The sequence below is a fragment of the Corynebacterium sp. 335C genome (assembly GCF_053525695.1).
On sequence record NZ_JASTTB010000001.1, the window covers coordinates 930,178 to 950,080 of the forward strand.

Here is a 19,903-nt window from a genome sequence, read left to right on the forward strand (position 1 = left end):
TCCGTTGCGTGACGACGGGGCCGCGGCCGGGTGATTCCCGGCCGCGGCCCCGTTTCGCGTGGGCGGGCTACTTCCCCGCCGCCAGCAGCGCGATCTGCGGCACGAGCTGGCGCAGGGCGCGGCCGCGGTGGCTGACCGCGTCCTTCTCGTCCGGCGTCATTTCCGCGGCGGTGCGGGCCTCCGGGTGGACGTCGAGGTCGCGGCCGGCGGCGACGCGCGAGTCCTCCTCGTGCGGCACGAACACCGGGTCGTAGCCGAAGCCTCCGTCGCCGCGGGGCTCGCGGATGACGCGGCCGCGCCATTCGCCGCGGTAGGTGTACACGTCGTCGCCGAAGCCGGAGTCGGGGGCGACGCCGTCGCCGGCGGCGTCGGCGCCGGGGACGACCAGCACCACGGCGGAGACGAACGCCGCGCCGCGGCGGCGGTCCGGCACGTCGCGCATCTGCGCCAGCAGGAGGCGGTAGTTCGCCTCGTCGTCGCCGTGGCCGCCTGACCAGCGGGCCGACAGGACGCCGGGCATGCCGGACAGCTCGTCGACCGCGAGGCCGGAGTCGTCGGCCAGGCACGGCAGGCCGGTGGCGCGGGCGCCGTCGCGGGCCTTGATGTAGGCGTTGTCCTCGAAGGTGCGGCCGTCCTCGGGGCGCTCGGGGTAGTCACCGACGTCGTCGATGCCGACGAGCTCGACGCCCGTGACGTCGGCCGCCTCGAGCACGCGCGACAGCTCCGTGAGCTTCTTGGCATTGCGGGTGGCCACCAGGATCTTCATGTCCCGCTCCTTCCGGTGCGCGGGCCCCCGGGACGGGAACCCTGTTCACCGGAAATTATCCGGGCGGTCGTCCCCCGCCGCCACCCCCGCATGAGGGTGACGTCGTCACGCGGGACGTGCGTGACGACGTCACCCGCACCGCGCACGACCCCCGCGCGGCGGGCGCGCGCGTCAGGCGCGGGCCGTCGGATCGGGCAGCTCGCCCGGGTACGGGGCGCGCAGCGCCTCCTGCTGCGCCGTGATGAGCTCCTTCAGGCCCTTCTCCGCGGAGTCGAGCATGGCGTTCAGCTGCTCGCGGCCGAAGACGCCGGCCTCGCCGGTGCCCTGGATCTCCACGAAGTCGCCGGCGGCGTTCATGACGACGTTGAGGTCGACCTCCGCCCGCGAGTCCTCCTCGTACGGCAGGTCCAGGCACACGCGGCCGTCGACGATGCCGACCGACACCGCGGCCACCGGCGGCTGCAGCGGCGCGCCCGGCACCGCGCCCGCGGCGTGGAGGTAGGTCAGCGCGTCGGCCAGCGCGACGTAGGCGCCGGTGATGGACGCGGTGCGGGTGCCGCCGTCGGCCTGCAGCACGTCGCAGTCGATGTTGATGGTGTTCTCGCCCAGCTGCTTGAGATCCACCGCGGCGCGGAGGGAGCGGCCGATGAGGCGGGAGATCTCCTGGGTGCGGCCCTTGACCTTGCCCTTCGTCGCCTCGCGCGGCATACGGTCGTGCGTCGCCGCCGGCAGCATCGCGTACTCGGCGGTCAGCCAGCCCTCGCCGGAGTCGCGCTTGAAGCGCGGCACCGACTGCTCCACGGAGGCGGTGCACATCACGCGGGTGTTGCCGAAGGTGACCAGCACGGAGCCGGCCGGATTGTCGGTGAAGCCGCGGGTGATGGTGACGGGGCGCATCTCGTCGAGGGCGCGGCCGTCGGCGCGGACGAAGTTCTCGGTGGTGTCGCTCATGGGGCCCACGCTACCGGGGCGGGCGACGGCGCCGCGGTCAGTCCCCGACGACCATGCCGGAGCGGGCGATGACGGTCTCGCCGTCGAACTCCGACCGGGCGGCGGCGAGGCAGCAGTCCGGGTCGCCGTAGGGCGGGATGTGCGCCAGCGCCAGGATGCGCACCCCGGCCTCGCGGGCGAGGATGCCCGCCTCGTAGCCCGACATGTGCATGCCGCCGGGCTTGCCCTCCGGGGTGCTGCACCACGTCGCCTCGCAGAACAGCACGTCGACGCCGCGGGCGAACGGGACGAGCCCGTCGTGCCAGGCGGTGTCGCCGGTGTAGGCGACGGTGACGCCGCCGGCGGTGACGCGGTAGCCGTACGCCTCGACGGGGTGGACCATCGTCGCGGGCGTCACCTCCACCCCGTGCAGGGTGAACGGCTCGCCGTGGCGGACGCGGCGGACGTCGAAGGTGTCGGAGATGTCGTCCATGCCGTCGGCGTGGTCGGCGGAGATGCGGCCGATGCGCTCCGCGGTTCCCTCCGGCCCGTACAGCAGCGCGCGCCCCTCGGCGGGCTTGGTCGGGTGGAAGCGGCGCCAGATGAGCAGCCCCTGCAGATCGAGGCAGTGGTCGCCGTGGAGGTGCGTGAGGACGACGTCGACCTCCGCCGGATCGGCGTGGTCCTGCAGCGCGCCGAGGACGCCGGTGCCCATGTCCATGACGAAGCGCCCGCCGTCGTGCTCGACGAGGTACCCGGAGGCCGGCTCACGGGGGCCGACGAGGCTCCCGGAGCATCCCAAGACCGTCACGCGCATGCCCCCAGCATGCCACGCGAACGGGCGCCCGGGGACGTTCCGCCGCCCCCGGGCCGGGGATCACATGCGCATGCCGCGCGTGACCTCCGTCACCGACGGGCCGAGGAACCGCTCCGCGAGCAGGGCGAACGGCTCCGGGTCACCCGTCGCCTCGAAGACGCGGGTCGGCGGCGGGTCCACGGCGGGGTCCGCCAGCATGTCCGTTTCGCTGAGCACGCGCAGGACGTCCTTCGCAGTCTCCTCCGCCGAGTTGATGAGCGTCACGTCCGGGCCCATCGCCAGCTGGATGACGCCGGACAGCAGCGGGTAGTGGGTGCAGCCGAGCACGAGCGTGTCGACGCCCTGCGCCTGCAGCGGCGCCAGGTACCCCTCGGCGAGGCCGAGGATCTGGCGGCCCGAGGTGATGCCGCGTTCCACGAACGGCACGAACTGCGGGCACGCCGTGGCGTGGACCTCCACGCCGGGCACCGCGTCGAACATGTCCTGGTACGCCCCGGAGCGGATCGTGGCCTCGGTGCCGAGGACCCCGATCCTCCCGTTGCGCGTCGTCGCCACCGCCCGGCGCACCGCCGGGAGGATGACCTGGACGACAGGCACCGGGTAGCGCTCCCGGGCGTCGCGCAGGAACGCCGCGGTGGCGGTGTTGCAGGCGATGACGATCATCTTGCAGCCGCGGGAGACCAGGTCGTCCGCGATCGCCTCCGCCAGGCGGCGGACGTCGGCGATGGCGCGCGGGCCGTAGGGGCCGTTGGCGGTGTCGCCGACGTAGATCATCGACTCGTGCGGGAGCTTTTCGACGATCGCGCGGGCGACGGTCAGTCCGCCGACGCCGGAGTCGAAGACGCCGATGGGCGCCGTCCGGTCGCCGACGGGCTCGACGGGCAGCAGGTCTCCGGTCACGGGTTCTCCTCCTCGTTGTCGGACGCGTCCTCCACCAGGTCGGACCAGGCGGCGGCTCCGCCCCGCGCGGTCGCGGAGACGACCGCGTCGGCGACGGCCGCGGCCGCGCAGTCGGCGGCGTCGGCGCACAGCAGCGCCAGCCGCTCCGGGGGCACGCCGGAGGAGTCCCCCGACAGACCCAGGCAGAAGATCGTGTCGCCGTCCATGGGCAGGTGGGCGGGGCGGATGGCGCGGGCGAGGCCGTCGTGGGCGGCCATCGCGATGCGCTTGGCCTGCGCCGGGGTCACGGGCGCGTCGACGACGACGGCGCCGATGGTCGTGTTGAGCGCCGGCGGTGAATCGTCGCCGGCCTCCCGCGGCACCGGCAGCTTCGTGAGCCCGACGAAGCGCTCCCCCAGCTCCGCCAGCGCCTCCGGCCGCAGCCGCCCGGCCTCCGGATCCGCCCACAGGCGGCCCGTCGCCGGGTCCGCGACCGCGCCGACGGGGTTCGCGACGACGACCGCGGCGACCTTCGAGCCGTCCGCGCCCTCGCCGTCCCCCTCGCGCACGACGCCGGCGCGGCCGACGCCGCCCTTCAGCGCCCCGGCCAGGGCGCCCGTGCCGGCGCCGGCGGTCCCCGGCGCCCACGCGGCGCCGCCGTCCAGCGCGGCACGCGCCGCGGCGCGACCCAGCTCCGCGTCCGGCAGGTCCGGCTCCCCGCACACGAGGTCGAAGATAACGGCCGCCGGGACGATCGGCACCCGCAGCTCCCGGTCCGGGAACACCCGGAAGCCCTCCCCTCGGTCGGCGAGCTCCCGCATCACCCCGTCGGCGGCGGCCAGCCCGAACGCCGAGCCGCCCGCCAGCACGACGGCGTGGACCCGCTCCACCGTGTTGTGCGGCTCCAGCAGATCCGTCTCCCGCGTCCCCGGCCCGCCGCCGCGGACGTCGACCGCGCCGACGGCGCCGTCGCCCGGAGCGGCCAGCACGGTCACGCCCGTGTCCCCCGCCGAGGCGTGGGCGATGAGCAGGCGGGGATCGTCGTCAAGCCACCGCGCGGCCGCGGGCGACGCGGCGCCGCACGCGCCCGCGCACCCCGTCATTCCCGCATCAGCTCCTCCAGGAGCGACTCCTGGTTGTACGACAACCACTGGTAGAACGCGTCGGTCTGCTCGATGCGCGACATCGGCCCCGGCATGTTCTCCAGCGACACGTGCAGGTACAGGCGCAGGTCGTTGATGCCGGCGACCCAGCGGTGCGCCTCCTCCTCCGTCAGCGACACCTGGCCGCCCTCCGGCTCCAGCGCCTCGATGATGACGCGCAGCTGCTCCAGCTTGCCGCGCGTGATGTCCGACTCGTGGATGGAGCGCATCAGGGCGTTCTCCCCCTCGTGCGCCTCGTCGCCCTCCCGCTCGAAGTCCGGCAGCAGCCGCGCCAGCCGCGCGTCCGCCGGCGGCTCCGAATGCCCGGAGACGATGCCCGTCAGCTCCTCCAGCTCATCGCGCGGCACCGAGCGGGCGCGCTCCATCAGCGCGTCCGACACCGACACGGCGAGCTCGCCGAGCACCCGCCGCTCCTCCGGCTCCAGCACCGTCAGGTACCGCACGCCGCCCCGCAGCATGCCGCGCTTCCGCTTCCAGGGCCTCATCGGCGCCTCCCGTCGTCTCCGGGGCCGCGTGCCGGGCCGGGCCCGGACGCCGCCCACCGCGTCGTCCCCGACCGCGGCCGCGTCGCCGCGGCCCTCAGTCGGCCTGCTGCATCGTGGCCCACAGCCCGGCCTTGTGCAGCTTCTTCACGTCGGCCTCCACCTTGTCGCGCTCGCCGGAGCTGACGACGGCCCGGCCCTCGTTGTGGACCTTGAGCATCAGCTCGTGGGCCTGCTGGCGCCCCATGCCCAGGATCGTCTGGAACACGTAGGTCACGTAGCTCATGAGGTTGACCGGGTCGTCCCAGACGATGCACAGCCACGGCTTGTCGGACTCGGTGACGGCCTCGACGTCCATGGTGCCCATCGGGGTCGCGGCGGGCGCTGCGGGTGTGGTCATGGGCTCCACGATAGTGACGGCGGCGGGGCCGCGCCGCCACGGCGCTAGAATCCCCTTCCGTGAGCCGATCGACCGCACTCCTGACCGACATGTACGAGCTGACGATGCTCCAGGCGTCGCTGCGCGACGGCACGGCCGACCGCCGCTGCGCCTTCGAGGTGTTCGGCCGCCGCCTGCCGAACGAGCGCCGCTACGGCGTCGTCGCCGGCACCGCCCGCGTCCTCGACGCCATCCGCCGCTTCCGCTTCACCGAGGAGCAGCTGGCGGCGCTGGACTTCCTCGACGACGCGACGCTGGACTACCTGCGGGACTACCGCTTCTCCGGCGACATCGACGGCTACCGGGAGGGCGAGCTGTACTTCCCGGCCTCCCCGATCCTGACGGTGCGCGGCACCTTCGCGGAGTGCGTGGTGCTGGAGACGGTCATCCTCTCCATCCTCAACGCCGACTCGGCGGTCGCCTCCGCGGCGGCCCGCATGGTCACCGCCGCCGACGGCCGGCCGATGATCGAGATGGGCTCGCGCCGCACCCAGGAGTCCGCGGCCGTCACCGCCGCCCGCGCCGCCTACCTGGCCGGCTTCACGGCGACGTCGAACCTGGAGGCCGCCGCCCGCTACGGCATCCCGCCGTCGGGCACCGCCGCCCACGCGTGGACGCTGGCGCACACGAACGCCGACGGCACCCCGGACGAGGCGGCGGCGTTCCGCGCGCAGATCGACGCGCTCGGCCTGGACACCACCCTGCTGGTGGACACGTACGACATCACGCAGGGCGTGGCGACGGCGATCGAGGTCGCGGGCCCGGAGCTCGGCGCGGTGCGCATCGACTCCGGCGACCTGGGCGTGCTCGCCCGCCAGGTGCGCCAGCAGCTCGACGGGCTGGGCGCGCACAACACCCGCATCGTCGTGTCCTCCGACCTCGACGAGTTCTCCATCGCCGCGCTGCGGGCGGAGCCGGTCGACGCGTACGGCGTCGGCACCTCCGTCGTCACCGGCTCCGGCGCCCCGACCGCGGGCCTGGTGTACAAGCTGGTGGAGGTCGACGGCGTGCCCGTCGCCAAGCGCTCCCGCGACAAGCGCAGCCACGGCGGCGCGAAGGCCGCGCTGCGCGCCTGCCGCCGCACCGGCACCGCGGTGGAGGAGGTGGCGTACCCGCTGGGCGGGGAGCTGCCGGACGTCGGCACGCTCGACGCGGTCGAGCTGACCATCCCGATGGTCCGCGGCGGCGAGGTCGTCGACGGCCTGCCGACGCTGGAGGAGTCGCGCGATCACCTCGCGCGCGCCCTGGTCACCCTGCCCTGGGAGGGCCTCGCGCTGTCGCGCGACGAGCCGGTGCTGCACGTGCGCTTCGCCGGCGTCTGATCGATGGGTTCCGGGGGTTCGCGTGACGACGCCCGCCGCGCCGCCGGCTCCACCGGCGCCGCGGCGGGGGACCCGGGCGGCGGCGCGGGCGACGAGGGGGACGGCGGCGTCGCGGGGCTGCTCGGCCACGCCGTCGCCGCGCTCGGCGGCGCCCGGCGCGACGGCCAGGTCCGCATGGCGGAGGCCGTCGACGCCGCGTTCTCCTCTGGCCGCCACCTGGCGGTGCAGGCCGGCACCGGCACCGGCAAGTCCCTCGCCTACCTCGTGCCCGCCGTGCGCCACGCGGTGGAGGGCGACGCCACCGTCGTCGTGTCGACGGCGACCATCGCCCTGCAGGCGCAGCTGGTCGACCGCGACCTGCCGCGCCTGGCGAAGGCCGTCGCCCCGCACCTGGACCGGACCCCGACCTTCGCGATCCTGAAGGGCCGCGGCAACTACGTGTGCCGCAAGAAGCTGTACGACACCGCGGGGGCGCCGGAGGAGGACGACCAGGAGGGCCTCATCGACGAGGCGGAGCTGTCCCGCACCGCCCGCCAGGTCCTCAAGCTCCGCGAATGGGCGGAGGAGACGGACACCGGCGACCGCGACTCGCTGCCGTTCCCCGTCTCCGGGCTGGCGTGGCGGCAGGTGTCCGTCACCTCCCGCGAATGCGTCGGCGCGGCGAGCTGCCCCTTCGGCGCGGAGTGCTTCGCGGAGGAGGCCCGCGCGGCGGCCGCCGACGTCGACGTGGTGGTGACCAACCACTCCCTGCTGGCCATCGACGCCCTGTCGGACGCGGCGATCCTGCCGGAGCACGACCTCGTCGTCGTCGACGAGGCCCACGAGCTGGACTCCCGCATCACCTCCGTCGCCACCGACGAGCTGCTGCCCGTGGCGATGCGGCTGGCCGCCACCCGCGCCGGCAAGGCGGGCGCTCCGGAGGAGGCCGACGACCTGGACGCCGCCGCCGACATGCTGACCGAGCGGCTCCGCGACCTCGGCGACGACGCCGTCGGGCGGTGGACGACGCTGCCGGAGGGCATCGGCGACGCCATCATGGCGCTGCGCGCCGCCCTGTGGGCGACGATGTCGAAGCTGGCGCCGGACTCGGCGGGCATGGGCGGCGGCGCGGGGGCCGGGGTCGGCGGCTCCGGCGACGGCGATCGAGCCGAACGCCAGATCGTCCGCGCCACCTGCGAGAACCTGCACGACACCTGCGTGCGGATCCTGCAGCAGATCGGCTCCGGCGACGAGGCGAAGGGCGCCGCCGGCCCCGACGTCGTCTGGATGACGGGCGATCGCCACCTCGCCGTCGCGCCCCTGTCCGTCGCCGGCCTGCTGCACGATCGCCTCTTCGGCGAATCCACCGTCGTGCTGACCTCCGCGACGCTGGTGCTCGGCGGCCGCTTCGACGTCATGGCCGCCCGCTGGGGCCTGCCGAAGGGCACGTGGGACGGCCTCGACGTCGGCACCCCCTTCGACCCGGCGCGCTCCGGCATCCTCTACGTCGCCTCCCGCCTGCCCCGGCCCGGCCGCGGCGACACGGCCCCCGAGGCGCTGGACCAGCTGGAGCAGCTCATCATGGCCGCCGGCGGGCGGACCCTGGCGCTGTTCAGCTCCCGCCGGCGGGCGGAGCAGGCCGCCGAGGAGATGCGCGCCCGCATCCCCTTCGACGTCCTGTGCCAGGGCGAGGACTCCATCGGCTCCCTCGTCTCCGCGTTCGCGGCGCAGGAGAACGCCTGCCTGTTCGGCACCCTGTCCCTGTGGCAGGGCGTCGACGTCCCCGGGCCGTCGCTCTCCCTCGTCGTCATCGACCGCATCCCCTTCCCCCGCCCCGACGACCCCCTGTCCTCGGCGCGGTCGGAGGCCGCCGACCGCGAGGGCCGCAACGGCTTCCGCGAGGTCTCCCTCGCCCACGCCGGACTGCTCATGGCCCAGGGCGCCGGCCGCCTGCTGCGCTCCGTCGGCGACCGCGGCGTCGTCGCCGTCCTCGACCCCCGCCTGCGCACCGCGGGGTACGGGAAGTTCCTCATCTCCTCCATGCCGCCGTTCTGGTCCACCGACCGGCTCGACGTCGCCTGCGGCGCCCTCGAGCGCCTCGTCGCCGCCCGTCACGGCAGGTAGGCGAGGCTGCTGCGGGACCGCTGCGGGACGGCCACGGAAGGGGCCGCCGCACCGGAGGGACGGGAGCCGCGGCGGGGAGCGTCGTCACGCATCGCGCGGACCCGGTCCCGCGCAAACGGCAACATGACGTGACCGCAATCACTATCCTCGGGGAAAACGTTTCCCGGGCCCCGCGCCCGACGACCCCCGAGGAGGACGCCGCACATGCCGCTGACCGGACCCCTGCCCGACCTGGACCTGCCCGACGTCACCCTGCACAAGCTGCTGTTCGGCGACATCGCGGACGAGGACCGCGACCGCGTCGCCATCGTCGACTCCGGCACCTCGACCACCTTCGGCGAACTCGCGGAGATGATCGGCGCGTTCGCCGGGGCGCTCGCCCACCGCGGCATCGGCCCCGGCGACGTCGTCGCCCTGCACTGCCCCAACTCCACGACGTTCGCCGTCGCCTTCCACGGCATCCTCCGCACGGGCGCGACCTGCACGACGGTCGCGTCGATGGCGACGGCGGAGGACGTCGCCAAGCAGGTGACCGCCGCGGGCGCCACGATGATGCTGACGACGTCCTCCATCGGCTGGGCCGGCACCCAGGGCGCCGAGAACGCGGGGCTGCCCGCCGACCGCATCATCGGCCTCACCGGCGTCCACGGCCTGCCCGCCATCCTCGCCGAGGGCCACGCCGCCCCCGACGTCGACGTCGACCCCGGCTCCGTCGCCGTCATCCCGTTCAGCTCCGGCACCACCGGCGTTCCGAAGGGCGTGCAGCTGACGCACCGCAACCTCGTCGCCAACGTCCTGCAGGCCGCCGCCGCGACCGAGGGCGCGCTGCGCCGCGACACCCCCGCCCTCACCGTCCTGCCGTTCTTCCACATCTACGGCATGACCGCGCTGCTCAACCTCTGCCTCCTGCGGCGGGCGACGCAGTACACCATGGGCAAGTTCGACTTCCCCGCCTTCCTGGAGATCATCCAGGACCACGGCGTGCGCTTCGCGTTCGTCGCCCCGCCCATCGCCGTCGCGCTGGCGAAGCACCCCGCCGTCGACAAGTACGACCTGTCCAGCCTGGGCCACCTGTTCTCCGGCGCCGCGCCGCTGCAGCTGGACCTCGCGCAGCAGGTCGAGCGCCGCCTGGACTGCGTCATGGCGCAGGGCTTCGGCATGACCGAGTCCTCCCCCGCCACCCACATCCGCATCGGCCACGACAGCCCGCTGGACTCCATCGGCCGCGCCGTGCCCAACACCGAGTACAAGCTCGTCGACGTCGCCGACCCGGAGCTGCCCGAGGTGCCGCTGCCGGCCGCCGGCGAACGCTCCCCCGCCGGCGAGCTGTGGGTCCGCGGGCCGCAGGTCATGGTCGGCTACCTGAACAACCCGGAGGCGACCGCGGAGACGCTCGTCGACGGATGGCTGCGCACCGGCGACATGGCGGAGCTCGACGCCGACGGGAACGTGTACATCGTCGACCGGCTCAAGGAGCTCATCAAATACAAGGGCTATCAGGTCCCGCCCGCCGAACTGGAGGACGTCCTGCTGCAGCACCCCGGCATCGCCGACGCCGGCTGCGCCGGCCGCATCCGCGAGCACGACGGCGAGGAGATCCCCGTCGCCTTCGTCGTCCCCCAGCCCGGAGCGGAGCTGACCGCCGAGGAGGTCATCGACTTCGTCGCCGACCGCGTCGCGCCCTACAAGAAGGTCCGCGCGGTGGAGTTCATCGAGGAGATCCCGAAGTCCGCCACGGGCAAGATCCTCCGCCGGGAGCTGAAGAAGCTCTGACGGGGCGGGAGCGCGGCAGGGTATCGCCGTGCTGCGTCGGAATCCCGGGGCCGGCTGCCCCGATCACTCCCCCGCGCCCGGCTCCCACGTCGCGCACACGGTGACGGAGCCGGGCGCGACCTCCGTGTAGCCGGCGTCGGCGACGACGGCGCCGGGCGACGCGGCACGCGCTCGCGCGACGGCCACCTCGAACGCGTCGCGCGGGAACTCGCGGACGACGGTCGCCCACCCGGCCTGCGCCCACGCCCACGCGGTCCCCCCGTCCATGTCGGCGGCGAGCAGCATCGTCGCGTGCCCGACCTGGGCGGCGGCCTTGCCGACGCTCATGCCCAGGCCCGCGTCGACGTACACGACGGCGTGGGGCCCCTGCGGCGGATCGACCGGGTCGCCGGCGGGGACGTCGGTGCCCTCGATCTGCAGCTTCGACAGCTCCGGCGGCGTCTCCGACACCGGGCAGGGGACGAATGCACGCGCCTGGCAGCCGCGGACCTCCGCGGTCACGCCCGGCAGGGTCTGGACGCGGTCCCACTTCGTCGCCCGGGCCCGCCGGGCGATCTTGCGGATGCGCAGCCCGTACCAGCGCGTCAGCGCCTCCGCGAAGGCGGTGTCGCCGCCGGCCCTCTCGTCCAGGCAGCACGCGACGACGGAGGCGCCGGCGGCCTCCAGCAGCGCGGTGCGCTCCGGGGCCGGGTTCTTCGGCACGTGCAGGACCATCGGCATGGCCTGGATGGTCTCCGGCCGGTCGGGTTCCTCCGGGTCGTCGCGCCACGTGCGGTCGCGGACCGCGGTCAGCCGGGCGTGGGCGGCGGCGAACGCCTCGGGGATCACGGGCGCTCGAGCGCCGGACGGCGGAACGTGCCGTCCTCGCGGTCGGCGTGCTCGATCTCGTCGCGGGAGATGCCCAGGAAGAACAGGACCTCGTCGAGGAACGGGTGGTTCACCGAGGTGTCGGCGATCTCCTTCAGCGCCGGCTTGGCGTTGAACGCGATGCCCAGGCCCGCGACCGACAGCATGTCGATGTCGTTGGCGCCGTCGCCGACCGCGACGGTCTGGTGCATCTGCAGGCCCGACTCCTCCGCGAAGCGCTTGAGGCTGCGGGCCTTCTCCTCGCGGTCGATGACGTCGCCGATGACGCGGCCGGTGAGCTTCCCGTCGACGATCTCCAGGGTGTTGGCGCGGTAGAAGTCCAGGCCGAGCTCCTTCGCCAGGGGCTCGAGCACCTGGATGAAGCCGCCGGAGACCGCACCGGTGCGGTAGCCGAGGCGCTTGAGGGTGCGGATGGTGGTGCGCGCGCCCGGGGTCAGCGTCACGGACTGCGCGACCTCGTCGACGACAGACGCCGGCAGGCCCGCCAGAGCCTTGACGCGCTCGTGCAGGGACTCGGCGAAGTCGAGCTCGCCGCGCATGGCGCGCTCGGTGACGGCGGCGACCTCGGCCTCGCGGCCGGCGTGGGCGGCGAGCATCTCGATGACCTCGCCCGTGATGAGGGTGGAGTCGACGTCGAAGCAGATGAGGCGCTTCGAGCGGCGCTGCAGGCCGTCGCGCTCGATGGCGACGTCGATGCTGTTCTCCATCGCCAGCTCCGCCAGCGCCTTGCGCAGGGGCACGCCGCCGCCGGGCTTCGGGTCGGCGATGGTGACCTTCAGCTCCAGGCCGGTGACCGGGTAGTCCGCGATGCCGCGGATGGTGTCGATGTTGGCGCCGTAGTCGGCCAGCACGCGGCCGAGGCGGGAGATGTCGGCGGCCTCCACCGGGTCGCCGAGCACGACGACGGCGTGCGTGGACGCCTGGCGCGTCGACTCGGCGTCGTCGACGGAGACCTCGACGGTCATCCCGTGGCCCTTCATGGTGTCCGCCAGCCCGGCGGTCATCGTCGGCAGCTTGGCCTCCTCGACGCCGATGAACGCGGCCAGCATCAGCTTGCCGCGGAACACCGCCTGCTCCACGTCGAGCAGGTGCACGCCGTGGGCGGCGAGGACGCGGAAGAACGCCGCGGAGACGCCGGGGCGGTCGTCGCCGCCGGCGGTGACGACGGCGGAGACGAACCCGTCGGGAAGCACGACGGACTGCTGGGTTTCGGGGTTGACCTCGACCTGGTTGCTCACGCGCACATTGTTTCACGCGTGTTGCGCGCCCGCGCCGCGGGGTCACCCGAGCGTTCGCGTGACGACGTGCCGGGCCGCGTTTCGCCCCGTGGCGCGCTTCCCCGTCCGGGGCGCACCGCGGACTCCCCGCCCTGCCCCGCGCCCCCGCCGGCGGCCCCTCGAGCGCCCCTCCCCCGCGCACGCGAAGGCCCCCTCCCGGGAGGAACCGGGAGGGGGCCGTCTACGTAGTCAGACCGGAGCGGCAGCGACTCCTAGATCTGGCGGCCGACGTGGGCCTCGTCGCGCATGCGCTCGACCATGTGCGGGTAGTGCAGCTCGAACGCGGGGCGCTCGGAGCGGATGCGCGGCATGGAGGTGAAGTTGTGGCGCGGCGGCGGGCAGGAGGTCGCCCACTCCAGGGAGTTGCCGTAGCCCCACGGGTCGTCGACGGTGACGACCTCGCCGTAGCGGACGGACTTGAAGGCGTTCCAGATGAACGGCAGGACGGAGATGCCCAGGATGAAGGCGCCGACCGTGGAGACCATGTTCAGCGTGGTGAAGCCGTCGGACTCGAGGTAGTCCGCGTAGCGGCGCGGCATGCCCTCGTTGCCCAGCCAGTGCTGGACCAGGAAGGTCAGGTGGAAGCCGACGAAGGTCAGCCAGAAGTGGATCTTGCCCAGCTTCTCGTCCAGCATGCGGCCCGTCATCTTCGGGAACCAGTAGTAGACGCCGGCATAGGAGGCGAACACCAGGGTGCCGAACAGGGTGTAGTGGAAGTGCGCGACGACGAAGTAGGTGTCGGACACGTGGAAGTCCAGCGGCGGGGCGGCCAGCATGATGCCGGTCAGGCCACCGAACAGGAAGGTGACGATGAAGCCGAGGGTGAAGACCATCGGGGTCTCGAAGGTCATGTGGCCCTTCCACATGGTGCCCAGCCAGTTGAAGAACTTCACGCCGGTCGGGACGGAGATGAGGAAGGTCATGAAGGAGAAGAACGGCAGCAGGACCGCGCCGGTCACGAACATGTGGTGCGCCCAAACGGCCATGGACAGGCCGGCGATGGACAGCGTCGCGAAGACCATGCCGATGTAGCCGAACAGCGGCTTACGGGAGAAGACCGGGACGATCTCGGTGATGATGCCGACGAACGGCAGCAGGAGGACGTAGACCTCCGGGTGGCCGAAGAACCAGAACAGGTGCTGCCACAGGATGGAGCCGCCGTTGGCCGGGTCGTAGATGTGGCCGCCCAGCTTGCGGTCGTACAGGATGCCCAGGGCCGCGGCCGTGAGGATCGGGAAGATGAGCAGCGCCAGGATGGAGGTCACCAGGATGTTCCAGGTGAAGATCGGCAGGCGGAACATGGTCATGCCCGGGGCGCGGAGGCACAGGACGGTGGTGACCATGTTGATGGCGGAGGCGATGGTGCCGATGCCGCCGACGCCGACGCCCAGGATCCACAGGTCGGCGCCGACCGACGGAGAGTGGATGGAGTCGGACAGCGGGGAGTACATCGTCCAGCCGAAGTCGGCGGCGCCGCCCGGGGTGATGAAGCCGGCCAGCATGACGATGCCGCCGATGGTGGTCAGCCAGAAGCCGAAGGAGTTCAGGCGCGGGAACGCGACGTCCGGCGCGCCGATCTGCAGCGGCAGGATGTAGTTCGCGAAGCCCCAGACGATCGGGGTGCCGAACAGCAGCAGCATCACGGTGCCGTGCATCGTGAAGAGCTGGTTGAACTGCTCGTTGGACAGGAACTGGAGGCCGGGCTGGAACAGCTCGGCGCGGATGAGCAGGGCCATGAGGCCACCGACGAAGAAGAAGGTGAAGCTCATGACGATGTACATGAGGCCCAGCTTCTTGTGGTCCGTGGTGGTCAGCATCTCCCAGGCCCAGTTCCCCTTGCGGGAATGGCCGAAGGGAGCAGGTCGCTCGGCCACGACCACTTCGTGGTCGGGGCGGGGCGCGACTGCAGTCATTCTTCCTCCTGACTACGCGACCTTCCGGCGGTCGCCGGGCTGGTCTTTTGCTTGTGCTGCCTTGGGGTGAACGGGCCGCCGGAGGGCCCATGGAGGTCCATGGGCGGCCGTTGCCCCAAGAGTCTAACCGCAACCTGTGAAAAAGTTAAGGCGGCGAGCAGGTCGCCCTGCACCCCTCCCCCGGTCGCGCCGGGGAGGTGAATCCTGAGAACTTCCTTAACCTGCGTTGATGCGCGTGTTTTCGGTGGTCGCGCACCGGACGGGGGCGTCGTTCCCCCGCCCCACCCCCGGCGCCGCGGGGGGTGAGGGCCGCGGCGCAGGGTCCGGGACTAGAAGTCCCAGTCGTCGTCCTCGGTGGACTCGGCCTTGCCCATGACGTAGGACGAGCCGGCGCCGGAGAAGAAGTCGTGGTTCTCGTCGGCGTTCGGCGACAGGGCGGACAGGATGGCCGGGGAGACGCGGGTCTCGTCGGCCGGGAACAGGCCCTCGTAGCCGAGGTTGTTCAGCGCCTTGTTGGCGTTGTAGCGGAGGAACCGCTTGACGTCCTCGGTCCAGCCGAGGTCGTCGTACATGTCCTCCGTGTACTCGATCTCGTTGTCGTACAGGTCGAGCAGGAGGTCGAAGGTGTAGTCCTTCAGGTCGTCGCGCTCGGCCTGGGACAGGCCCAGGGCGTCCATGTTCTTCTGGTACTTGTAGCCGATGTAGTAGCCGTGCACGGCCTCGTCACGGATGATGAGGCGGATGATGTCGGCGGTGTTGGTCAGCTTCGCGTGGCTGGACCAGTACATCGGGAGGTAGAAGCCCGAGTAGAAGAGGAAGGACTCCAGCAGCGTGGAGGCCACCTTCTTCTTCTGCGGGTCGTCGCCCTCGTAGTACTCGATGATGATCTTGGCCTTCTTCTGGAGGTTCTCGTTCTCCTCCGACCAGCGGAAGGCGTCGTTGATCTCCGGGGTGGAGGCCAGCGTCTGGAAGATCGACGAGTACGACTTCGCGTGCACCGACTCCATGAAGGCGATGTTGGTGTACACGGCCTCCTCGTGCGGGGTCAGGGCGTCGGGGAGCAGGGACACGGCGCCGACGGTGCCCTGGATGGTGTCCAGCATCGTCAGGCCGGTGAAGACGCGCATGGTGGTGCGCTGCTCCAGCTCGTTGAGGGTGTTCCAGCTCGGGATGTCGTTCGACAGCGGCACCTTCTCCGGCAGCCAGAAGTTGCCGGTGAGTCGGTCCCACACCTCGGAGTCCTTGTCGTCCGGGATGCTGTTCCAGTTGATGGCCGCGATCGGGCAGGGCCGGGCCTCCGGGTGGAGTTCGCGGTGGGCCGGGGTCGAGGACGGGCAGTCGTCGATGTTCAACGTCTCTCTCCTTTACAGCATGCAGCTCACGCAGCCGGCGACCTCGGTGCCCTCGAGGGCGACCTGCCGGAGGCGGATGTAGTAGATGGTCTTGATGCCCTTGCGCCAGGCGTAGATCTGGGCCTTGTTGATGTCGCGGGTGGTGGCGGTGTCCTTGAAGAACAGGGTCAGGGACAGGCCCTGGTCGACGTGCTGGGTGGCCTCGGCGTAGGTGTCGATGATCTTCTCGTAGCCCACCTCGTAGGCGTCCGCGAAGTACTCCAGGTTGTCGTTGTCCATGTGCGGCGCCGGGTAGTAGACGCGGCCGATCTTGCCCTCCTTGCGGATCTCGATCTTGGAGGCGATCGGGTGGATGGAGGACGTGGAGTTGTTGATGTAGGAGATGGAGCCCGTCGGGGGCACCGCCTGCAGGTTGCGGTTGTACAGGCCGTGCTCCTGGATCTCCGCCTTCAGGGCGCGCCAGTCGTCGGGCGTCGGCAGGTGGACGGTGGAGTTGGCGAACAGCTCGCGGACCTTCTCCGTCTTCGGCTCCCAGGTGCCCTCGATGTACTTGTCGAAGTAGGTGCCGTTGGCGTAGTCGGAGTCCTCGAAGCCGCCGAAGGCGACGCCGCGCTCCTTCGCGATGGCGCAGGAGGCCTTCAGCGCCTCGTACACCACGGCGTAGAAGTACATGTTGGTGAAGTCGAGGCCCTCCTCGGAGCCGTAGTGGATCCGCTCGCGGCCGAGGTAGCCGTGGAGGTTCATCTGGCCGAGGCCGATGGCGTGGGACTTGTCGTTGCCCTTGCGGATCGACGGCACCGAGTCGATGGAGGTCTGGTCGGCGACGGCGGTGAGGCCGCGGATGGCGGTCTCGATGGTCTTCGGGAAGTCGTCGGAGTCCATCGCCATGGCGATGTTCATCGAGCCGAGGTTGCAGGAGATGTCCTCGCCGATGTGGCTGTAGGACAGGTCGTCGTTGTACTCGGATGGCGTGGAGACCTGCAGGATCTCGGAGCACAGGTTGGAGTGCGTGATCTTGCCGGCGATGGGGTTGGCCCGGTTCACCGTGTCCTCGAACATGATGTACGGGTAGCCGGACTCGAACTGGATCTCCGCCAGGGTCTGGAAGAAGCCGCGGGCGTTGATCTTCTTCTTGCGGATGCGCGGGTCCTCGACCATGTCCGCGTAGTTCTCGGTGATGTCGACGTCGGCGAACGGGCGGCCGTAGATGCGCTCCACGTCGTACGGAGAGAACAGGTACATGTCGTCGTTGCGCTTGGCCAGCTCGAACGTGATGTCGGGGATGACGACGCCGAGGGACAGGGACTTGATGCGGATCTTCTCGTCGGCGTTCTCGCGCTTGGTGTCGAGGAACCGCATGATGTCGGGGTGGTGCGCGTGGAGGTACACGGCGCCGGCGCCCTGGCGCGCGCCCAGCTGGTTGGCGTAGGAGAAGGAGTCCTCGAGCAGCTTCATGACGGGGATGACGCCGGAGGACTGGTTCTCGATGTGCTTGATCGGCGCGCCCTGCTCGCGGAGGTTGGACAGCAGGAGGGCGACGCCGCCGCCGCGCTTGGACAGCTGGAGGGCGGAGTTGATGCCGCGGCCGATGGACTCCATGTTGTCCTCGATGCGCAGCAGGAAGCAGGACACGGGCTCGCCGCGCTGCGCCTTGCCGCAGTTGAGGAAGGTCGGGGTCGCCGGCTGGAAGCGGCCGGTGATGATCTCGTCGACGAGCTCGGAGGCGAGGGTCAGATCGCCGTCGGCGAGGGTGAGGGCGACCATGCAGACGCGGTCCTCGTAGCGCTCGAGGTAGCGCTTCCCGTCGAAGGTCTTCAGCGTGTACGAGGTGTAGTACTTGTACGCGCCGAGGAAGCTCTTGAAGCGGAACTTGTGCGCGTAGGCCTGCTTGAACAGGGCCTTGACGTCCTCGAACTCGTACTTGTCCAGGACGACGGGGTCGTAGTACTTGTTCTCGACCAGGTAGTCCAGCTTCTCCTTCAGGTTGTGGAAGAAGACGGTGTTCTGGTTGACGTGCTGCAGGAAGAACTGCCGGGCGGCCTCCCGGTCCTTGTCGAACTGGATCCTGCCCTCGTCGTCGTAGAGGTTCAGCAGCGCGTTCAGCGCGTGGTAGTCCATCTGGCCGCCGATCGGCTCGGGGACGGTCTTGCCCATCTCTGCCACGGTGTTTAGCTCCTCTGTCGGCCGCGGGCCGCCGTCGGCGGCGCCGTGGTCCTTGTCGTGTGCTGTCGGTGTGAAGTCTTCAGTGCTCCGGGGCCGCGCGCAATCGGCGCGGGCCGCGCGGAACCGGTTCGGGTGCGCCCGATGTCCGGGTGCGGCGGGTGGCGGGGTGCGGGTCGCCGTGCGGGTGCGGCGCGGCACCGGGTGGTGCGTTGCGACGGTCCCCGCGTGCGGCGGCCCCGCGGCTCAGGCGGCGGCCTCGGCGCCGGCCGGGGCGGGCCGGAACGGCTCCTCCCCGATCTCGCGCGCGAAGCCGGCGAGTCCGCGGCGGACGACCTCGACGTCCTCGTCGGTGCCCATGAGCTCGAACCTGTAGAGGTACGGGACCCGGCACTTGGCGGAGATGACGTCGCCCGCCCTGCCGTAGTCGGCGCCGAAGTTGAGGTTGCCGCCGGCGATGACGCCGCGGATGTGCCTGCGGTTGCGTTCGTCGTTGAGGAAGCGGATGACCTGCGGCGGCACCGGCCGGGAGTTCTCCCCGGACACCGACGCCCCTCCCCCGTAGGTCGGGCAGATGAGCACGAACGGCTCGCGAACCTCGAGCGGGGCGTCGGTGCGGCGCATGGGTATGCGCGCGGACTCCAGCCCCAGCTTCTCCGCGAACCGGCGGGTGTTCCCCGTCGCTGACGAGTAGTAGACGACGAGCACGTCCATCTCCCCTTCGACGAAAGGCCGCGACCCGTGGGTCGCGGCCGTGGTTGGTCGCTGCCGCCTGGCGGCCGCCTGAGCTAGGCGGCCTGCAGGCCCTTGATGCGGTCCGGGCGGAAGCCGGACCAGGTCTCGGTGCCCGTGTCGACGACGGGCGCCTGCAGGTGGCCCATCGCCATGACGTAGTCGCGGGCCTCGTCGTCCAGCGTGATGTCGACGACGTCGTACTCGATGCCGGCCTTGTCGAAGGCGCGCATGGTGGCGCGGCACTGCGCGCAGGCGGGCTTGCTGTAGACGGTGACCATCGCTGTTCTTCCTCGCTTCCGTTGGACCGGTACCCCGGGTCCGGCCCCTTCTCCGGACGGGCGCGCTCCCTCTCGGAGCGACAGGAGGAACACTACACTTGGGGCCAGGATTCGTCTAGCGACACAATATGTAGTGGCGCCGCCCGCGAAACCCCAGGAGTTACACCAATGTCAGCACTACATGTTGGCCGCGCCCGCCGACACGGATGTAATTCCACCGCCGGGAATTCCGGGAGACCCGCGTCACGGCCACCCCCGAAAGTGCCATCCGCGTGACGACGGCCCTGGCCGCGGCATGCGGAAGGGGCCGCCTCCCCCGGTGCTCGACCGGGGGCGGCGGCCCCTGCGCGGATGGCGCGACTAGCCCTGGCGGGCCTTGAAGCGCGGATCCTTCTTGTTGATCACGTAGACCTTGCCGCGGCGGCGCACGACCTGGGCGCCCGGCTTGTTCTTCAGCGACCGAAGGGACTTGCGGACCTTCATTCGGGCGCTCCTTTCTTCTCGGCTCGACGGGGCGGGGTGCGGGCCGGCGATTCCCGTTCGGATTCGCGTCGGCCCCTCCCGCTGCGGGCACGATGGGATCGTGCCACGGCACGGTGGGCAATCGTACCGCACCCGCGTCCCGGGGCCAAAACCCGTCCGGGGCG

18 protein-coding genes are annotated in these 19,903 nt (G+C 71.6%); 3 read left to right on the forward strand and 15 right to left on the reverse strand.

The window, feature by feature from the left end; all coding sequences use genetic code 11:
- Nucleotides 1–67: 67 nt before the first annotated feature.
- From QQS41_RS03930 to clpS, 7 genes are all read right to left on the reverse strand, one after another.
- Nucleotides 68–766, reverse strand: coding sequence for a non-canonical purine NTP pyrophosphatase (locus QQS41_RS03930; RefSeq protein WP_448851368.1), 699 nt, complete (start codon nucleotides 764–766; stop codon nucleotides 68–70).
- 171 nt (nucleotides 767–937) lie between these two features.
- Complete coding sequence (gene rph, locus QQS41_RS03935; protein ID WP_448851369.1) at nucleotides 938–1,717, reverse strand: ribonuclease PH; 780 nt, start codon at nucleotides 1,715–1,717, stop codon at nucleotides 938–940.
- Nucleotides 1,718–1,754: 37 nt separating this feature from the next.
- Complete coding sequence (locus QQS41_RS03940) at nucleotides 1,755–2,513, reverse strand: MBL fold metallo-hydrolase (RefSeq protein WP_448851370.1); 759 nt, start codon at nucleotides 2,511–2,513, stop codon at nucleotides 1,755–1,757.
- A gap of 60 nt (nucleotides 2,514–2,573) precedes the next feature.
- Nucleotides 2,574–3,413, reverse strand: coding sequence for a glutamate racemase (gene murI, locus QQS41_RS03945; protein ID WP_448851371.1), 840 nt, complete (start codon nucleotides 3,411–3,413; stop codon nucleotides 2,574–2,576).
- On the reverse strand, nucleotides 3,410–4,495 hold the full coding sequence (locus tag QQS41_RS03950) for a P1 family peptidase (RefSeq protein WP_448851372.1): 1,086 nt from the start codon (nucleotides 4,493–4,495) through the stop codon (nucleotides 3,410–3,412). The genes murI and QQS41_RS03950 overlap by 4 nt, the downstream gene beginning before the upstream one ends.
- Complete coding sequence (locus QQS41_RS03955; RefSeq protein WP_448851373.1) at nucleotides 4,492–5,040, reverse strand: DUF2017 domain-containing protein; 549 nt, start codon at nucleotides 5,038–5,040, stop codon at nucleotides 4,492–4,494. The genes QQS41_RS03950 and QQS41_RS03955 overlap by 4 nt, the downstream gene beginning before the upstream one ends.
- A gap of 94 nt (nucleotides 5,041–5,134) precedes the next feature.
- Nucleotides 5,135–5,437, reverse strand: coding sequence for an ATP-dependent Clp protease adapter ClpS (gene clpS, locus QQS41_RS03960; protein ID WP_303146073.1), 303 nt, complete (start codon nucleotides 5,435–5,437; stop codon nucleotides 5,135–5,137).
- Between the two features lie 59 nt (nucleotides 5,438–5,496).
- On the opposite strand from clpS, the gene QQS41_RS03965 reads away from it, so the two are divergent.
- The 3 genes from QQS41_RS03965 (at nucleotide 5,497) to QQS41_RS03975 (ending at nucleotide 10,674) form a co-directional block, all read left to right on the forward strand.
- Entirely contained in the window at nucleotides 5,497–6,798 is a 1,302-nt protein-coding gene (locus tag QQS41_RS03965; RefSeq protein ID WP_448851374.1) for a nicotinate phosphoribosyltransferase, read from the forward strand.
- A gap of 3 nt (nucleotides 6,799–6,801) precedes the next feature.
- Nucleotides 6,802–8,901 carry an ATP-dependent DNA helicase gene (locus tag QQS41_RS03970; RefSeq protein ID WP_448851375.1) on the forward strand — a complete coding sequence of 700 codons (2,100 nt, stop codon included), beginning with the start codon at nucleotides 6,802–6,804 and terminating at the stop codon, nucleotides 8,899–8,901.
- Nucleotides 8,902–9,105: 204 nt separating this feature from the next.
- Nucleotides 9,106–10,674, forward strand: a complete 1,569-nt coding sequence (locus QQS41_RS03975; protein ID WP_448851376.1) for an AMP-binding protein — start codon at nucleotides 9,106–9,108, stop codon at nucleotides 10,672–10,674.
- Between the two features lie 63 nt (nucleotides 10,675–10,737).
- Here the strand turns inward: QQS41_RS03975 and QQS41_RS03980 are convergent, their stop codons facing one another.
- The 8 genes from QQS41_RS03980 to ykgO form a co-directional block, all read right to left on the reverse strand.
- Nucleotides 10,738–11,499 (reverse strand): peptidyl-tRNA hydrolase, encoded by a 762-nt coding sequence (locus QQS41_RS03980; RefSeq protein WP_448851968.1) that lies wholly within the window; start codon nucleotides 11,497–11,499, stop codon nucleotides 10,738–10,740.
- Nucleotides 11,499–12,779: a phosphoserine phosphatase SerB gene (gene serB, locus QQS41_RS03985; RefSeq protein ID WP_448851377.1), complete on the reverse strand. Its 1,281-nt coding sequence runs from the start codon at nucleotides 12,777–12,779 to the stop codon at nucleotides 11,499–11,501. The genes QQS41_RS03980 and serB overlap by 1 nt, the downstream gene beginning before the upstream one ends.
- A gap of 251 nt (nucleotides 12,780–13,030) precedes the next feature.
- Nucleotides 13,031–14,731, reverse strand: coding sequence for an aa3-type cytochrome oxidase subunit I (ctaD, locus tag QQS41_RS03990; RefSeq protein ID WP_448851378.1), 1,701 nt, complete (start codon nucleotides 14,729–14,731; stop codon nucleotides 13,031–13,033).
- A 329-nt stretch (nucleotides 14,732–15,060) separates the two neighbouring features.
- The gene (gene nrdF, locus QQS41_RS03995) at nucleotides 15,061–16,011 is read right to left on the reverse strand and encodes a class 1b ribonucleoside-diphosphate reductase subunit beta (RefSeq protein WP_448851969.1); all 951 of its coding nucleotides are present in this window, start codon (nucleotides 16,009–16,011) and stop codon (nucleotides 15,061–15,063) included.
- Between the two features lie 84 nt (nucleotides 16,012–16,095).
- Entirely contained in the window at nucleotides 16,096–18,237 is a 2,142-nt protein-coding gene (gene nrdE, locus QQS41_RS04000; protein WP_448851970.1) for a class 1b ribonucleoside-diphosphate reductase subunit alpha, read from the reverse strand.
- A gap of 252 nt (nucleotides 18,238–18,489) precedes the next feature.
- Nucleotides 18,490–18,951: a class Ib ribonucleoside-diphosphate reductase assembly flavoprotein NrdI gene (nrdI, locus tag QQS41_RS04005; protein WP_448851971.1), complete on the reverse strand. Its 462-nt coding sequence runs from the start codon at nucleotides 18,949–18,951 to the stop codon at nucleotides 18,490–18,492.
- Between the two features lie 80 nt (nucleotides 18,952–19,031).
- Nucleotides 19,032–19,256, reverse strand: coding sequence for a glutaredoxin-like protein NrdH (gene nrdH / locus QQS41_RS04010; RefSeq protein ID WP_448851379.1), 225 nt, complete (start codon nucleotides 19,254–19,256; stop codon nucleotides 19,032–19,034).
- Nucleotides 19,257–19,616: 360 nt separating this feature from the next.
- The gene (ykgO, locus tag QQS41_RS04015) at nucleotides 19,617–19,739 is read right to left on the reverse strand and encodes a type B 50S ribosomal protein L36 (RefSeq protein ID WP_003852698.1); all 123 of its coding nucleotides are present in this window, start codon (nucleotides 19,737–19,739) and stop codon (nucleotides 19,617–19,619) included.
- Nucleotides 19,740–19,903 lie beyond the last annotated feature (164 nt).

Bases quoted from the DNA above. Each gene is read 5' to 3' on its own strand.
- QQS41_RS03930 (WP_448851368.1), bottom strand. From the start codon at position 766: ATGAAGATCCTGGTGGCCACCCGCAATGCCAAGAAGCTCACGGAGCTG.
- rph (WP_448851369.1), bottom strand. From the start codon at position 1,717: ATGAGCGACACCACCGAGAACTTCGTCCGCGCCGACGGCCGCGCCCTC.
- QQS41_RS03940 (WP_448851370.1), bottom strand. From the start codon at position 2,513: ATGCGCGTGACGGTCTTGGGATGCTCCGGGAGCCTCGTCGGCCCCCGT.
- QQS41_RS03950 (WP_448851372.1), bottom strand. From the start codon at position 4,495: ATGACGGGGTGCGCGGGCGCGTGCGGCGCCGCGTCGCCCGCGGCCGCG.
- QQS41_RS03955 (WP_448851373.1), bottom strand. From the start codon at position 5,040: ATGAGGCCCTGGAAGCGGAAGCGCGGCATGCTGCGGGGCGGCGTGCGG.
- clpS (WP_303146073.1), bottom strand. From the start codon at position 5,437: ATGACCACACCCGCAGCGCCCGCCGCGACCCCGATGGGCACCATGGAC.
- QQS41_RS03970 (WP_448851375.1), top strand. From the start codon at position 6,802: ATGGGTTCCGGGGGTTCGCGTGACGACGCCCGCCGCGCCGCCGGCTCC.
- QQS41_RS03975 (WP_448851376.1), top strand. From the start codon at position 9,106: ATGCCGCTGACCGGACCCCTGCCCGACCTGGACCTGCCCGACGTCACC.
- ctaD (WP_448851378.1), bottom strand. From the start codon at position 14,731: ATGACTGCAGTCGCGCCCCGCCCCGACCACGAAGTGGTCGTGGCCGAG.
- nrdE (WP_448851970.1), bottom strand. From the start codon at position 18,237: ATGGGCAAGACCGTCCCCGAGCCGATCGGCGGCCAGATGGACTACCAC.
- nrdH (WP_448851379.1), bottom strand. From the start codon at position 19,256: ATGGTCACCGTCTACAGCAAGCCCGCCTGCGCGCAGTGCCGCGCCACC.
- ykgO (WP_003852698.1), bottom strand. From the start codon at position 19,739: ATGAAGGTCCGCAAGTCCCTTCGGTCGCTGAAGAACAAGCCGGGCGCC.